Raw genomic sequence first — 16,645 nt, forward strand, 5'->3', positions numbered from 1 at the left:
GCAGTGCCGGATATGGGGGTGCCTGAAGCTGCATGCAGCTGCGACATTCCCGGACCTGGCACAAGAGGCTCCCCGGGAAGGCGAGCAATCTTGTTCCCTACGCAGGCGCTAACCTGATCAGGTTCAACGGGATCCGCAACTTTGCGATCTCAGCCTTTGCTTCAAGGCACCCCGACAAGAACATGCGCAGTCTAGACTGGAGTGGTCGGCAAAGCCAAGCAGGTAAATGCGCGGATGATGAAAGGCACCCCGAGCGATTGTTGCCGGGTGCGCATGGCACTACACTGGCCCATCGCTCGATACTCAACAGTTCAGTAATTCAATTTCGTACAAGGATTGCCTCTATGCTGCGCAAACTCTCACTGGCAATAGCCGTGTCTTGTGCGTCCAACGGAGTGGTCTGGGCAGCGGACGTGCCCACTACAGTGAAAACCGACCTGGTCAGCGTCTATCAGGAAGCGGTCGACAACAACGCTGACCTGGCTGCGGCCCGCGCCGATTACGGCGCCCGCCGTGAAGTGGTACCGCAGGCTCGCGCCGGGTTGCTGCCCAACCTTTCGGCCGGTGCCGAAATGCTGAACACCCGCACCAAGCTGGACGAACCATCGGCCACCAGCAACCGCAGCGGCAATACCTGGAGCGCGACCCTGGCGCAACCTATCTTCCGCGCTGACCGCTGGTTCCAGTTGCAGGCGGCCGAGGCGGTCAACGAACAGGCAGCGCTGGAGCTGTCGGCTACCGAACAGAACCTGATCCTGCAAACCGCGCAGAATTACTTCGCCGTGCTCCGTGCCCAAGACAACCTGGCCGCGACCAAGGCCGAGGAAGCTGCCTTCAAGCGCCAGCTGGACCAGTCCAACGAACGATTCGACGTCGGCCTCTCCGACAAGACCGACGTGCTGCAATCCCAGGCCAGCTACGACACGGCGCGGGCCAACCGGATCATTGCCGAGCGCCAGGTACAGGATGCCTTCGAGGCCCTGGTGACCCTGACCAACCGGGAATACACGTCGATTCAAGGCGTGGTTCATACCTTGCCGGTGCAGGTCCCTACGCCCAACGACGCCAAGGCCTGGGTCGAAACCGCCGGGCGCCAGAACCTCAACCTGCTGGCCACCAACCACGCGGTCGTCGCTGCCGAGGAAACCCTGCGCCAGCGCAAGGCCGGCCACGCGCCGACCCTGGATGCAGTTGCCAAGTACCAGAAGGGTGACAACGACAACTTCGGTTTCACCAACCCCGCACCGGCCCCCGTCACGCGCTATAGCGGCGACGTCGAGCAGACCAGCATCGGCCTGCAGTTGAACATCCCGATCTACAGCGGCGGCCTGACCAGTTCGCAGGTGCGCGAGGCCTACCAGCGCCTGAGCCAGACCGAGCAGCAGCGTGAAAGCCTGCGCCGCCAGGTGGTGGAAAACACCCGCAACCTGCACCGCGCGGTAAACACCGACGTGGAACAGGTGCAGGCGCGCAAGCAGTCGATCATCTCCAACCAGAGCGCGCTGGAAGCCACCGAGATCGGCTACCAGGTGGGTACCCGCAATATCGTCGACGTGCTTGACGCCCAACGTCAGCTGTACACCTCGGTGCGCGACTACAACAACAGCCGCTATGACTACATCCTCGACAACCTGAGCCTGAAGCAGGCGGCCGGCACCTTGAGCCCGCAGGACCTGCAGGACCTCAAGCGGTACCTGAAGCCAGACTACAACCCGGACAAGGATTTCCTGCCGCCGGACCTGGCGGCTGCAGCGGCGAAGAACTTCGAGCGCAGGCCTTGAGATAGGTGTTGGACCAGTCGCGGGCAAGCCCGCTCCCACCGCGGGGTAACCTGGGGGAGTTGGCGTGCCGGCGATAGGGCCATCAAATATCACTCCAGCCGCTACAGGACAGCGACTAGGCGGCTACGGCAATCGTCGAGTCGATGCGTTGAACCGACATATCCCCGATCAGCGCAGAGCCAGCTGGCTCAGGGGCGAACGCAGCCATTGCATCAACAAGATTTCCCAGGTTCGGCAGCGAGTGCTCGACAGCAAACAGAGATGCCCCCGCTGAAAGGGCCAAGGCCTCAGGCATTGCAACCATTTCAGAGGTGACTATTGCCGGCTGCGCAAAGATGAAGTCCTCCGCTGTCACTTGCGCAACTTCGAGCGCATCCAGGTACAGTATATTCACGATACCTTCCTGCCCCGGCACTGCCTGGGTATCAACAGCCACACCATGAATCTGCGCAAAGTCATTGAGCATGAAGCGCTCGACTTTGCTGACCTGCAGATCCTCGAAGCGACTGATGCCTACCTGACTGAGGTCAATCTTGTCGATACCGTGCCGGAACCCCCGCAGGGTGTTCTTGTAATCGCTCACACCTTCTTGTTTTGTCACCAGGAACACGCTGGGCGCAACCGTTGGCGGGGCATAGATCGTGCCTGTCAGAGAAGCCACCAACTGCCCCGATTCGTCGCTGGCAAGCGACACGCCATCTGCACCACCGGTAAGCAGAACATTCGCGTTGGCAGGCGGCGACGTCTGCACTTCAGGGTTGCCCTCGAAGTAACCTGGCGCAGCAGCGAATGCGTCAAGGAAGCGAAAGTTCGCTGGCTGCAGTTCGGCGATCGGTTTGTCTGCAAGCGTGAGCTTCTGCCCATCGCCAAGGTCTAGCACAGCCGCATTGCCGTCCTGTCGCATCTGCAGGTCAGCAAACCCTAAACCACCAAAACCGACCAGATCGATCACTTCACGCGAAGTTTCGAAGTGCTCGAGTACATCGTTTCCGGCTGCACGCCTGTGGATAACATAGCGGTCAGTACCCTCCCCGCCCTTGAGCAGGTTGTATCCACGGCCACCATCCAGTAATGCCCCGGCGGGCCCAGCGATCAAGGTATCGTCGCCGTCGCCACTGATGAGGTTCTGCACCGAACCAGAGGCTATGGTCAGCGCCACTCCGGCGATATTGGCACTGCCACTGGCCAAATCCACCGAAATACTGCGACTTACCGCAGCCGCATTCAACGTATTACGCCCGCCAGCGGTGCCGCTGATTGCGTCGTCAAGCAGCGCTCGCCCGGCGTTTTCTGCCACCAGGTTCGCATAGTCATCGGTGAAGTAATAAGTATCATCGATGGTGCCGGGGCTGCCAACGAGGCGCAACGTCCAGCGATCGAGTGTCAACGGCAAACCAGCATCGGCATTGCGCACCTCGAGCTTCCACTCCCCCGCTGAGCGCTCTGCGCGATGATGGGTCGACATGAACCCATATTTGAACGCTCCTGAGCGCGAATCGCCCAGATCGTCATCACCGGAGCCCGGTGCCTTGCCCGTGCGATCGAGCAGCACGCTCCTCGTGCCGCCAGGCGACACCAGCGTGAGCGTCATGTCACCAAGACGGCCCACCATCGAATGGATATCGACCTCCACATGCTCCACCAGCACATCAGCCGGCAGGGTCAAGGACAAAGTCGCGACCTGCCCCGCCGCAACTTGGTGGGCAAGCGGCTCACTGGCAGCGGTCAGCACCCGTTCATTGGCCTTGGTCGCCTGGCTACCCCATGACTCGGCAAGTCGCACAGCCGCACGGGCGTCGACCAAACCAAAACCGTAGTCGTGACTGGTGTGCATGCCACCGCCATTCCAGTTGCGCCCTGCGTTGTAGGCCCATTGGGTGGATGCGTCATCCACCTTGCGCGCAGACAGTGCGAGGATCTGCTGGACGTCCCGATAACCGAGCCCCGGATTGGCCTGCAGCATCAACGCCACCACGCCTGATACAATCGGCGCAGCGAAACTGGTGCCTTGGGTCGTGCTATAGGCGCTGCCCACCGATGCACCGCGCTCCGCTTCAAGGCTGACGCCAGTGGACAACACATGGCTTCCTGGTGCAGCGACCAGTAAGCTGGAACCTGGGTTGGAAAAGGGTGCAGTGGCAGCTTGCAGCACCGAGAGGTCTGCCTTTGCATTGATCGCCGCTACTTCGATGGCGTGGCGGTTGTTGTTAGTCAGCGAGCCCTGGGCACTACCACCTTTGTCGCGCTGGTTGCCGCCAGAGGCGACGACGATGGTGCCAAGCCCGCCACGACCATTGGTGGCCGCAAGTGTAGTACTGAAAGCGAGCGCCAATGCGGTATCGACCTTGCCTTCCGGAACATTCCCCAATGCGAAGTCCTTTTTGAACCCCCAACTGTTGTTGGCAATGTCGTAGTTGACCATTTGCCCCAGGTTGGTCAGGTCGTCGCCTTTGTTGGCCAGGTAGTGCCCGCCGATCTTCGCATCGTAGGCAATGCCGATTCCCCCTTGATCATTGCGCGCTCCAACCATGACACCCGCCACTTGGGTGGCATGATTGGACGCCAGGGCAGCCAGCGTGCCATTGGTACGTTGGGTTTGCAGCCAGATGGGGTCGATATTCGGCTTGAGATCGGGGTGTTCGATATCGAAGATTTCCGGCGCGACGGCAAATTCACCGCCAGGCTCGAACTGCCCGATCCTCACGCCCTTGCCCGTGAAGTCACGCCATACTGGCGCGACATCGATCTCGTCCAGATACCACTGCCGCCCAGAGAGCGGGTCACCAGGCGATTGCTCATGGCGCAACGTTACCGTCGCGCGCAAGGGTGCCGATGCACCGCTGCCCACCTCGGTAACACTCATGGAGGCGTTACCGGCCGCATCGACCAGGTCGTAGCGGAAACTGACATCACCGTAATGGCCAGGCAACGGCGTGACCTCCACATCACCCTGCTCGTTCAGCCGCACTGTAGCGCCCTTGCCAGCACTGACCGACGCGATGCGCAACGGCCCACTGCTATTGAATGGCTGGTCGTTGGCCAGCAGCGCCGTCGCAGGGACTATCAGCGCGGTGTCAGTGGTGGTGAAGGTAGCCAGTTGCTCAGGCGACAGCCTGTCGCCGATTGGCATGGCGCCCGCGCCGAGAAGATCGATAGCGGCAATATCGGCGAAGCTGAGCTTCTGGATGTTGCTCAAGGTCAGGCGGCCGTCTCGCCCCGCCACGGTGTCGGTGATCTGGTGACCCGATTCGGTACGCGTGATCAGGTACTCGTCGTGTGCACCATGCAAGCTGACCAAGTTGGTTCCCGCGCCTCCATCGATCGTGGCATCGCCCCGACCGGCTTCGATCACGTCATCGGCCGCCCCACCCGTAATCCGATCCGCGCCACCACCAGCGTAAATAATGCTGCCGCCCGCCGAGGCCTGGATGCGATCCCCATTTGGGCCTGCGTAGATAACGGACTTGCCGGTACCACCAATGATGTCGTTGCGGCCGCTGCCACCGACGAGCACATCGTTGCCACCGCCACCGATCAGCAAGCTATCGCCCGAGCCGCCCTTGATGAAAACTCCGCGTTGACCGCCGCTGGCGATGATGTCCCTACCCCGCCCTCCTTGCGCGATGGTCAACCCGGCCTTGGCCATGTTCAGCCCAACGCCCTGCTCCCCCACGATCAGCGCCGTGTCACGCCCGCCATTGCCGTGCATGTTCGCCCAGTCGTCAGTGGCACTGATCACGAATACATCATCGCCCGCCCCGCCGTGATAGGTATTGCTGCCAGCGCCGCCGACCAGCCAGCTGCCGCCCGGGGCTGCGGTCAAGACATCATCGCCTGCGGCGCCGTACAGCGTGTCCACGCCGAGCGCGGCGGCGTCCAGAGTGCTGCCTTGAGGACTCTGGCTGATGTAAGCCCGCCGCGAAGTGGGCCCGCTTGATGAAGTCAGTACCGTACCGCCCCCTTGGGCCTCGATCCGATTGCCGACGGTATCAGCGAGGAACTTCACCGCCAGTACTTCCCGGTCCTCGCCATTGATGGTGAATGCACTGCGGGAGAGGACCTGGTTACCCTGACGTGCTTCCCCCACCGGCTCGACCTGACCGAGCTTGATTTGGCTGATGCCATGCTCCTTCAATGCCTTCAATTCTCCGGCATCGGCACGCCCGTCATGGTTGCCATCGACCCAAACCTTCAATTGTGCCCAGACAGCATCTTCAACGTTGATAGCGCCATCGGCGTTGGCGTCCACGCTTGCCAGGGCGGCGAAGCCATCTTTGAACGGTGTTTCGCCGGAGTTGCCATCGCTACCGGCTTTGCCTCCGTAGTATTCGGAAAACAGTTGGCTGATGTTGCTCACCTGCCCGGTGCCGTTGTCATGTACCAGCATGCCGGTCACACGATCTGCCCAGCCTGTACGACGTAACGTACCGCTGTTATCGACATCGAACAGCACGCCGTCCTCGATACCGGCCAAGCCCACACCTTGCCCGCTCAGATCGAGTAACAGAGGGTCGACGAAGGTGTTCACCGTGGTCATCGCCGCCAGCCCGTTGAGCACCACTGCATTACGCAGGCTGAAGTCCGGCTGTTCGCTACCGTCCCGATAGAACTGGGCCAGATGCTGGTTCGGCCGCACGTTGGGGTCGATCTGGATCTCGCCAGGGCGGATACCACCGGTGGCCAGGCTGCCCAACTGGGCGGAGGTGAAGTCGGTGTTGTCGAGGGTGCTGTCGGTGAAAGCGATGCTGTGGGTCAGGCGGCGGTTGATGTAGCCGCTGGAGACGTCGTTGCGGATGTCGTCTTGGCCTTGGAGGTCGCGACGGGATTCGGTTGCGGGGGTGATTTCGATTTTAAGGGATGGGTTTGTTGCGTCTGTTTCATTCGCATCTATAAAGTCGGATACTAGTCCGACAATACCGGTCCCTGTGGCCTCAGCAGCAGAATAAATAATCGATGCCAAGCCACTGAGTGAGTCAATGCGTTCTAGCCAGTACTTTGCCATAGGGCGTAAGTGTTGCGGAGCAATCGCCGAGGCTGTGGACAATTTCCTATCGGTTTCGATCGATAGCCAAACCTCGCCAGCGGGACTACCAGCCGAGTCAAGCACGCTTCTCCAGTATGTTTCACGATCGCTTGGCACCATCAACTCGAATACAGAATTCAGCGTCCAGGCGTCTCGGGATCTGCCCAATTTCTCAAATACTTCATTGTGAAACCCCCAAACTTCCTTGTGATCCAACGTGACACCAATCGAGTCACTCTTGACTTTATCTTCAAGCAAGCCCAAATAGGCTTTTGCCATCTCCACTCGCACAAGCTGAACGTCCCGTTCATCCATTACGCGTCCGGCATCACGCTCAGTGCGTTTCATAAACTCTAGCGCGGCAAGCCCAGCAATGGAGTTACCCTTAGCAACTCCATTGGCGAGCAGCGCGTATTTATCTCCCCTGCCTGCCAAGTAGTCGTACATACCACCAGGCCCCTGAGATTCAAAAATCTCACGAGCACGCCTTACGTCACCCTCAACTAGAGCAGCCATTGCTACCTCGCTTTTTTACTATTCAATAGAAAACGTTCCAATGAAAACTTAATCTGCGACCAATACATTAACTTATCAGGCCGCATTATAACTTTAACCAATACATCACCCTCAAAAACGTAAATCATTTCGCAATAATAATAATGAGGCTTCCGAGGCCGCCAACTACAGTACCCCACCGAACCAAGGCTATCTAATTCTCCCTCCCAATAAAATAATTGCTCATCTTTCTCAAATACTCTATGACGCCCTTTCACCTTATACAATCCGACACCTTCATCAAACTTAGCAAGATCAACTAGTCCAGACGAACTGCTTCTCATCAGACTATCCAGTGTATTGCGCAAGTCGCCTTGCCTACCCACAACAGGAGAGTATGAGACCAACAGCCCTTCATGTTCTAAGCCCTGCCGAAAGATCAGACTGTCATCCGCCGGAGTAAGCCCAGGCCAGGTCATTGACAAAAAAACAGATACAAGATTTGCGTCACAGCCTTTCTTGTTATTCACAAATCCGGAATCAAAAGAACTTTTGCCCTCGTATTCCGGCCAGAACGGAAAATACGATCTAGGAAATTCATATACCACCCCCGATAATTTTCCGCATACTATCGGATCTGCCGTTATCCTCTCTCGCCTATTCCAAGGCTCACCTTGCCAAACCATATCAATTACAGCCAATACAGGAACGAGCAAGAGCACAGCGGCACAAACTCTTAGAGAACTCCAAACCAACACATACAAGCAATAGAACAGTCTCTTGATATTCATTCAGCGCTCCGTCAAACTTTCCTGCACATGCCGCTGCAAAGGACTTAGGAAGTAACTTATAATTTTGCGCTTATCTACAATAACCTCCGCACGCACTGACATGCCCGCCGTCAACGGCATATCCTTTTTTCCTACACGCAATATTTCTTTACCCAGACGGACTCGAGCGCTATAAACCAACCCCCGCTTCTCATCTTCAATGGCATCATCAGAAACACTCTCCACCACCCCCGGCACAACCCCGTACTTGGTAAACGTGAACGTCTCGACTTTCACTTCCACCGGCTGCCCCGGATACACAAAGCCGATATCCTTGTTCTCGACTTTCACTTCCACTTCCACCGGCTGGCCCGTTGGCACAATGACCATCAATGTCTGCGCGGGTGTAACCACACCACCTTGGGTATGGATGGCCAATTGCTGGACGGTACCGTCAACGGGTGATGTCAGGACCTTGAGGCGATGGCGCTGCTCGGCCTTGTTCAATTCCTGTTCAAGGGTTGCAATGCGCCGCTGCGCATCACCGTGAAGATCGAGCATGGCTCTGCGCAGTTGGGCAATGGCACCGCTTCGACGGTGCTGAGCAGCAAGCCGTGCAGCGTTCAACTCGTCGATGCGTGAGCGCTGGAGTGCCAGTTCGCGCTCTTGCTCCAGGCGGGCCTGTTCCTTTTCCAGGTAGGTGTGCTTGGCCACGGCCGATTCACTGAACAAAAGCTTGTAATCCGCCGTCAGTTGGCGGGTGATAACCAGCAGTTGCCGGAGCGCGTCAGCCCGGCCCTGGGCAGAACGGATTTCGGCAGCGCGTTGACCGATTTCGGCATCAGCCTGCTCCAACGTGGCCTGAAGCTCGAGGTACTGCCCTTCCAGCCAGCGTTGCGCGCTTGCCTGCTGCGCGGCCGTGGCCTGCGGTATCAGTGGTGCCAGGGAAGCAGGCGCGTCATCGCCGTCCAGCGCACTCAGCAGTGTGCTGGCTCGTGCCTGGTCGATCCGCGCCGCCAGCAGTTCGCTGCCCAAGCGCTTTACATCGGCCTCGGTCAACTGCCCTTCCAGCTCGACCAACGCATCGCCTTTGCGCACTGCCTGGCCATCGACGACATGGATCGCCTGCACCACCGCGACCTCGCTGGCCTGGATCAGTTTGCTCCTGCCGCTGGGTACGATCTTGCCCTCGGCACTGGCAACGACGTCGATCTCACCGATGCAAGCCCAGACAAGTGCCAGCCCGATGAACGTCAGCAGGCTCCACTGCAGGTAGCGCGGCAAGGGATGTACTGGTGTTTCCTGCAGGGACAGTGCCGCAGGCAAAAAGGCCAGCTCATCAGGCTCATGGATGGGGCCATCCATGCGTCGGCGCTGTCGCCAGGCCCCTCGCCACGCTTCCCGATAGCGCTCGAAAAGCTCCTTGAAGGCCGTGCTCATACGGCAGCCCCAAGTTGCAGCCGATACAGATAGGCGTAGGTGCCTTGTGGCTTGCCCACCAACTCGTCATGAGGCCCTTGCTCAATGATCTGCCCGCGCTCCATGACCACGATACGGTCGGCGTGACGTACAGCCGAAAGCCGGTGGGCAATTATGATCACCGTGCGCTGCGCGCAGATCCGCGCCATGTTCTGCTGGATGATCCGTTCGGACTCATAATCCAGTGCACTGGTGGCCTCGTCGAAAATCAGGATGCGTGGGTTGCCGAACAGCGCTCGGGCGATGGCAATGCGCTGTCGCTGGCCACCTGACAGGCTGGCACCGTGCTCGCCGACCAAGGTTTCATAGCCATCCGGCAATTCGAGGATGAACTCGTGGGCCCCCGCCAGCGTCGCTGCGGCGATGACCTCTTCAAGCGGTGCCGCCGGGTTGCCAAGGGCAATGTTCTCGCGCACGGTGCGCCGAAAAAGCACGTTCTCCTGCAGCACCACACCGATCTGCCGACGCAGTGAAGCCACATCGGCTACCGCCAAGTCAGCACCGTCGAGCAATACCCGCCCCCGCTCGGGTGAGTACAACCTCTGGATCAGGCGTGTCAGCGTGCTCTTGCCTGACCCCGAGCGACCTACAATGCCAACCACTTCTCCGGCAGCAATCTTCAGGCTGACATCGCGCACGACTTCGCCCCCGTCCGGCCGGTAGCGAAAACACACACGATCGAGCTCGATCTGCCCGGCTAGTGCTGGCAGCACCGTACCCTTGCCCTGGTTGACCTCGGTACGGGTGTTGAGAATGTCGCCCAGGCGTTGAATCGATACGCCTGTCTGCTGGAAGCTGGTCCAGAGTTGAGCCAGCCGGATAATGGGTTGCGAGACGCGCCCTGCCAGCATGTTGAAGGCGATCAGTTCGCCCACCGTGAGTTCGCCGTCGATGACCAGGCGAGCCCCCAGCCACAACGTGGCGACCGTGACCAGCTTGCCGATCAGGCCTACGCTCTCATTCGCGAGGTTGGAAAGGTTCTGGGTCTTGAAGCTGGCCGATACATAAGCAGCCAACTGATTGTTCCAGCGCCGGGTAATCTGCGGTTCCACGGCCATCGACTTCAGCGTATCGATGCCGTTCACCGCCTCCACCAGAAATGCTTGATTCTCGGCGCCGCGCTGGAAACTCTGGTCGATCCGCGCCCGCAGCAGTGGGGTAACCACCAGGGATACGAGAAAATATAAAGGCAATGAGCCGACGACCACCAACGTCAACCAGCCGCTATAAAGGAACATGACAGCGATGAAGACCACCGTGAACACTACATCCAGCAACAGCGTGATACTGTTGTTGGTCAGGAAACTTCTGATGTTCTCCAGTTCGCGTACTCGGGCAACCGAGTCACCGACTCGCCTGGCCTGAAAGTAGGCGGCGGGAAGATCGATCAAGTGCCTGAACAGTCTTGCCCCGAGCTCGACATCAATCCTTGACGCTGTATGAGCTGCCACATAAGTACGCAAACCACTCAGCAATGTTTCAAATAGAACCACGACCAACAAGCCCAGGGCGATAACATCCAGTGTGGTCAAGCCACGATGCACCAGTACTTTGTCCATTACCACTTGGAAGAACAGAGGTGTCAGCAACGCCAATATCTGAATGACCAAGGAGACAACAAGCACTTCGCCAAATAGCCGCCTGTACTTCACCACGGCCGGAATGAACCAGGTCAGATCGAAACGCGACAGCCCATGCGGCAACTGGGCATCGGAGCGAACCAGAATGAGTTCTCCCGACCAGCGCATGGCAAGTTCTGCCAAGGTCAGCGCTTGTGGTGCACGGGAACCTGGGTCTTGCACCAGAACCTGCTCACCTTCCGCGCGAGCAATGATGAAATACTCACCACGCGTATCCACGGCTATGGCAGGCAATGGCGCATGCTTAAGCCGATTCGGATCGATGCTGCGGTGCTTGGCCTTGAGACCGAGTTGCTGAAATGCCCGGAGTATTGCGCCAGTCGAGAATCGCTCACCCGCTGGTGCATGGTCGTGCTGCAACTGCTCGGCAGAGACGGCTATATCATGATAACGCGCCAGCGTGATCAGACAGACCAGCCCACTTTCAATAGCGCTGGCATTACACCCATAAGACAAATCAGGCACCACGCCACCTCATATAAAAACTGAACATGAGGCGATACTAGCCTGAAGCAATAGGACAAGCGTCCTACAAGGCTCCGACAGATGCGTGGGACACTTCTGACTTTAAAGCAATATTCGTAGGAAATTTCCTATCGACGATAAATCCAATGTAGGAAGTTATACCTAGTGTCGTAGGAAAGAATGACTAAAATTAATCATATCCACTCTAGAATGGGCATTTGAGTGGATATGTCGGTAATCAACGGATCAAGGCACCCAGCCCATCGAGCAACCGCTGCAAAGCCCCTTGATTGGCCCGCATTACCGCCCTGCCCACCTCGCCCATGCGCTGCGCGTCCTGCGGCAACTCGACCAGCCGCCGCACCGCTTCAGCCAGCCCGTCGGCATCGTCCACCTGCTGCAACGCCCCCGCCTCGCGCAGCATCGCGCTGATTTCGAGGAAGTTGAACACATGCGGCCCCATCAGCACCGGCAAGGCCAGCGCCGCGGGCTCCAGCGGGTTGTGCCCGCCGGTCGTTACCAGGCTGCCACCGACGAAGGCAATGTCGGCAAGGGCATAGAGGAACAGCAACTCGCCCATGGTATCGCCGAGCAATACCCGCGTCTGCGCATCGACCGGCGTGCCGGCAGAGCGCCGCACGGTGGTGAACTGTTCGCTGCACAGCGTATGCACCGCAGCGAATCGCTCGGGGTGGCGCGGCACCAGGATCAGCAGGGCATCACCATGCACCTGCAGCAATTGCCGATGTGCCTGCAGGATCAACGCATCTTCACCTTCGTGGGTGCTGGCGGCGATCCACACCGGGCGCTGTGCAGCCCCCCACTGTTCACGCAATGCCTTGGCACGCGGCAACAGTTGCTCATCGATCTTCAGGTCGAACTTGATCGAACCGGTGACCTGCACGCACTCCGGACGCGCGCCCAGGTCACGGAAGCGCCGGGCCTCGGTTTCGGTCTGCACGGCAATCAGGCTCATCTCGGCCAGCATCGGCCGGGTCAGCCTGGCAAAGCGCCCATAGCCACGGGCCGAGCGCTCAGACAAGCGTGCGTTGGCCAGCGCCACCGGAATACCGCGCTTCGCACACTGATGGATGTGGTTGGGCCACAGCTCGGTTTCCATGATGATGCCCAGCTTCGGCTGCACATGGTCGAGAAAGCGCCCTGCGGCCCAGGGCAGGTCGTAGGGCAGGTAGCAATGCTGCACGCGTGGTTCGTCGGCGAACATGGCGCGAATGCGCTCGGAACCGGTCGGGGTCATGCAGGTAAGCGTGATCGGCAATTCCGGGTAGGCCTTGAGCAAGGCGCGCACCATCGGTGCCGCCGCAATGCTCTCGCCCACCGATACCGCGTGTACCCAGATGCCGCCCCGGCGCATGGCCGGCAGCCTGAAAGCAAAGCGCTCGCCGATGCGTTGGCCATAGGCCGGCGCCTTGCGCGCGCGGAGGTACAGGCGCAGCGCAACCAGCGGCAGGCCCAGGTGAAACAACAAGGTATAGAGAGTTCTGTTCATGGCCGCGGAGTTTACCCGATCGCGCGCAGGTGCACCGCAAAGCGCTCGGCCAGCCATTGCGCGGCAGGCCCCAGTGGCTCGTCGCGGCGCCAGGCCAGTTCCACCACCAAGGCCGGTGGCCGCCACTCGCTGTCCAGTTCGACCATGTGCGCCTGATAGGTCGGATACTGCACCACGTGCCGCGGCAACCAGGCCCAGCCCAGGCCGCGCATCAGCAGTTCGGCCATGGCATAGAAGCTGTCGGCGCGCCATACCTGCGGGCTGATCGCTTCGCCGCCGGGGTAGCCGCTTTGCTGCGGGGCAATCAGCAATTGTCGGTGGCGCGCCAATTGCTGCCGCGTAACCCGGCCTTCGCCGGCGAGCGGGTGGCCGACCGCGCACACCGTGACCATTTCCACACTGCCCAGGGCGCGCCGTTCCAGCGAGGCCGGGATGCTCTCGTGGTGGAAGAACAGGCCAAGATCGGCGCGCCGCTCCACCAGCTTGCGCGCCACATCGCCCTGGGCACCGCTGGCCAGCTGCACCTCCAGGAACGGGTAGCGGATGGCCAGCTCGTCGAGGCTGTCGATGACCGGCTGGTAGGGCATGGCTTCGTCCTGGGCGACCCGCAACAAGGCCTCCTGCCCGCGCATCAGCGCCAACGCACGACCATCCAGGCGCTCGCACTGGCGCAACAGTTCGCGGGCATCTTCCAGCAGGGCGCTGCCGTTCTCGGTCAGCTTGGGCTGCCGGCCACTGCTGCGCTCGAACAAGGTGACCCCCAGGTCGGTTTCGAGCAAAGCGATCGCGCTGCTGATCGCCGACTGGGCCTTGCGCTGCTCGCGGGCCACGGCAGAGAACGAGCGCAGTTCGGCAACACGCAGGAAGGTACGCAACTGTTCAAGGTTCCACTGCTCGGCCATCGACCTATCTCCAATAGTGATAGGTAATGACTTTACCCCATCCAGGTTACGTCTAGAATGCCCGACCAGTTACCGGAGGATCCCGCCATGAATGCCTACACCTACCTCGCCATCGCCATCTGCGCCGAAGTCATCGCCACCGCGTCCATGAAAGCGGTGAAAGGCTTGAGCACGCCCTTGCCGTTGCTGCTGATGGTGGTTGGCTATGGCATTGCGTTCTGGATGCTGACGCTGGTGGTGCGCAGTATTCCGGTGGGGATCGCCTATGCCATCTGGTCAGGGCTGGGGATTGTACTGATCAGCGTGGCGGCGCTGGTGATCTATGGGCAGAAGCTGGATGTGCCAGCGATGCTGGGGATGGCCATGATCGTGGGTGGGGTGGTGGTGATTCAGCTGTTTTCGAAGACTGCTGGGCATTGAGGCAGCCTGTACGGGCCTCATCGCCGGCAAGCCAGCTCCCACAGAGTTGATACAGGCCGCAGGGTCAACGCCATACCTGTGGGAGCTGGCTTGCCGGCGATAGGGCCATCACAGGTATACCCTGTATACTTGCCAGCTGTCCCAGTCTTCGAGGTACCGCCATGCCATCCGCCATTTCCACTGACGTGCTGATCGTCGGCGCCGGGGTCGCAGGCCTCTGGCTCAATGCCCGCCTGCGCCGGCTGGGCTACTCGACAGTACTGGTGGAACGCGCCAGCCTTGGCGGCGAGCAGACCATCAAGTCCCAGGGCATCATCCATGGCGGCACCAAGTACGCCCTGCACGGTGCCCTGACCGGCGCCTCGGAAGCCATCGCTGACATGCCGCGACGCTGGCGCGAAGCGCTGAGCGGCAGCGGCGAGCTGGACCTGACCCGCACCCGCCTGCTGTCCGACGCCCACTACCTGTGGTCGCCAGGCACGCTGGCCGGCAACCTCACCAGCTTCTTCGCCAGCAAAGCCGTGCGCGGCCGCGTCGACCAGGTGAAGGGCGAGCAACTGCCACCGGCGCTGCAGGACCGCGCCTTCAAGGGCAAGGTCTATCGCCTGGCCGAACTGGTCATCGACGTACCCAGCCTGCTGGCCAACCTGGCCGAACTGGCAGGCGACAGCCTGCTGGCCGGTGAGCGCATCGAGCCACTGCGCGAGGGCGACGACCTGGTCGGCCTGCGCGTCGACGAGCGCGACATCCGCGCACAGCGCATCGTGCTCAGCGCCGGCGCCGGCACCGAAGAGCTGCTGCATGCCCTGGGCCTGAACCAGCCAGCCATGCAGACACGCCCGCTACATATGGTGATGGCCAAGGGTGCCAACCTGAAACCGCTTTACGCCCATTGCTTGGGTGGCGGGCCAAAGCCACGGGTGACGGTTACCACCCACCCGGCCGCCGATGGCCAGTGGGTCTGGTACCTGGGCGGCGACCTGGCCGAAGCCGAAGGCGTTGCCCGCGAGCCGGCTGCGCAAATCGCCGCGGCACAGAAAGAGATCGCTAGCCTGCTGCCATGGGTCGACCAGAGCCAGGTGCGCTGGGCCACCCTGCGGGTCAACCGTGCGGAACCGGCGCAGTCGGGCCTGGTACGCCCGGACAACGCCTTCCTCGCCGACCAGCAACGCCTGCTGGTCGGCTGGCCGACCAAGCTGGCCCTGGCACCGGACTTCAGCGACCGAGTCATCAGCCACCTGGAGCGCGACGGTATCCACCCACAGGCGCAGGCCGACCTGGCCGACCTGCCACGCCCACCGCTGGGCGTACCGGCCTGGGAGCAACTGCTGCCATGAGCCTGCCGACCCTGCACGATTTCCATCGCCCCTTGGGCAGCACCGGCTTCAAGGTTTCGCCGCTGGGCCTGGGCACGGTCAAGCTGGGCCGCGACCAGGGCGTGAAGTATCCCACCGGCTTCACCATCCCCGGCGATGACGAAGCCCGCCTGCTGCTGGCCCAGGCCCGCGAGCTGGGCATCAACCTGATCGACACCGCCCCGGCCTACGGCCGCAGCGAAGAGCGCCTGGGCCCGCTGCTGCGCGGCCAGCGCGATGAATGGGTGATCGTCAGCAAGGTTGGCGAAGAATTCGACAATGGCCAATCGCACTTCGATTTCAGCGCCGCCCACACCCGCCGCTCGGTGGAGCGCAGCCTGCGGCGCCTGGAAACCGATCGCATCGAGCTGGTGCTGGTGCATTCCGACGGCAACGACCTGGCGATCCTCGAACAGCAGGAGGTCTACCAGACCCTTGCCGAGCTCAAGCAGGAGGGCAAGATCCTCGGCTTCGGCCTGTCCGGCAAGACCGTCGCCGGCGGCCTGAAGGCGCTGGAGCAAGGCGACTGCGCCATGGTCACCTACAACCTCAACGAACAGGCGGAACGCCCGGTGCTGGACTACGCTGCCGAACACGGCAAGGCCATCCTGGTGAAGAAGGCCCTGGCCAGCGGGCATATCTGCCTGGCCCCGGGCGTTGACCCGGTGCAGGCCAGCTTCGAGCTGCTGTTCGCCCACCCCGGCGTCAGCAGTGCTATCGTCGGCACCATCAATCCGTTGCACCTGGCCCACAACGTGGCCACCGTCGCCCGTATCCTGAGCCAGCACTGAGTTGCCCCAGGCCC

10 protein-coding genes and 1 riboswitch are annotated in these 16,645 nt (G+C 60.7%); of the genes, 4 read left to right on the forward strand and 6 right to left on the reverse strand.

Annotated elements, in window-relative coordinates; translation table 11 throughout:
• Positions 1-77 precede the first annotated feature (77 nt).
• A riboswitch (TPP riboswitch) is annotated at positions 78-184 on the reverse strand.
• 160 nt (positions 185-344) lie between these two features.
• The gene (locus tag ABX298_RS08025) at positions 345-1,781 is read left to right on the forward strand and encodes a TolC family outer membrane protein (protein ID WP_003258125.1); all 1,437 of its coding nucleotides are present in this window, start codon (positions 345-347) and stop codon (positions 1,779-1,781) included.
• Between the two features lie 115 nt (positions 1,782-1,896).
• On the opposite strand, the gene ABX298_RS08030 is transcribed toward ABX298_RS08025, so the two are convergent.
• From ABX298_RS08030 to ABX298_RS08055, 6 genes are all read right to left on the reverse strand, one after another.
• Positions 1,897-7,251, reverse strand: coding sequence for a S8 family serine peptidase (locus ABX298_RS08030; protein WP_367394272.1), 5,355 nt, complete (start codon positions 7,249-7,251; stop codon positions 1,897-1,899).
• Between the two features lie 71 nt (positions 7,252-7,322).
• Positions 7,323-8,090: a hypothetical protein gene (locus ABX298_RS08035; RefSeq protein WP_367394273.1), complete on the reverse strand. Its 768-nt coding sequence runs from the start codon at positions 8,088-8,090 to the stop codon at positions 7,323-7,325.
• Positions 8,091-9,509, reverse strand: coding sequence for an HlyD family type I secretion periplasmic adaptor subunit (locus ABX298_RS08040; RefSeq protein WP_054572162.1), 1,419 nt, complete (start codon positions 9,507-9,509; stop codon positions 8,091-8,093).
• Positions 9,506-11,653: a type I secretion system permease/ATPase gene (locus ABX298_RS08045; RefSeq protein WP_367394274.1), complete on the reverse strand. Its 2,148-nt coding sequence runs from the start codon at positions 11,651-11,653 to the stop codon at positions 9,506-9,508. The genes ABX298_RS08040 and ABX298_RS08045 overlap by 4 nt, the downstream gene beginning before the upstream one ends.
• A gap of 238 nt (positions 11,654-11,891) precedes the next feature.
• Positions 11,892-13,163, reverse strand: a complete 1,272-nt coding sequence (gene waaA / locus ABX298_RS08050; RefSeq protein WP_367394275.1) for a lipid IV(A) 3-deoxy-D-manno-octulosonic acid transferase — start codon at positions 13,161-13,163, stop codon at positions 11,892-11,894.
• Between the two features lie 11 nt (positions 13,164-13,174).
• Positions 13,175-14,065, reverse strand: a complete 891-nt coding sequence (locus ABX298_RS08055) for a LysR family transcriptional regulator (protein WP_084785283.1) — start codon at positions 14,063-14,065, stop codon at positions 13,175-13,177.
• Between the two features lie 87 nt (positions 14,066-14,152).
• Between ABX298_RS08055 and ABX298_RS08060 the strand changes: the two genes are divergently transcribed.
• From ABX298_RS08060 to ABX298_RS08070, 3 genes are all read left to right on the forward strand, one after another.
• Complete coding sequence (locus ABX298_RS08060; protein WP_008095055.1) at positions 14,153-14,485, forward strand: multidrug efflux SMR transporter; 333 nt, start codon at positions 14,153-14,155, stop codon at positions 14,483-14,485.
• 161 nt (positions 14,486-14,646) lie between these two features.
• On the forward strand, positions 14,647-15,822 hold the full coding sequence (locus ABX298_RS08065) for an NAD(P)/FAD-dependent oxidoreductase (RefSeq protein WP_367394276.1): 1,176 nt from the start codon (positions 14,647-14,649) through the stop codon (positions 15,820-15,822).
• Complete coding sequence (locus tag ABX298_RS08070) at positions 15,819-16,631, forward strand: aldo/keto reductase (RefSeq protein WP_367394277.1); 813 nt, start codon at positions 15,819-15,821, stop codon at positions 16,629-16,631. The genes ABX298_RS08065 and ABX298_RS08070 overlap by 4 nt, the downstream gene beginning before the upstream one ends.
• Positions 16,632-16,645 lie beyond the last annotated feature (14 nt).

The sequence above is a fragment of the Pseudomonas sp. X4 genome, assembly GCF_040784925.1.
Classification (GTDB): domain Bacteria; phylum Pseudomonadota; class Gammaproteobacteria; order Pseudomonadales; family Pseudomonadaceae; genus Aquipseudomonas; species Aquipseudomonas putida_Z.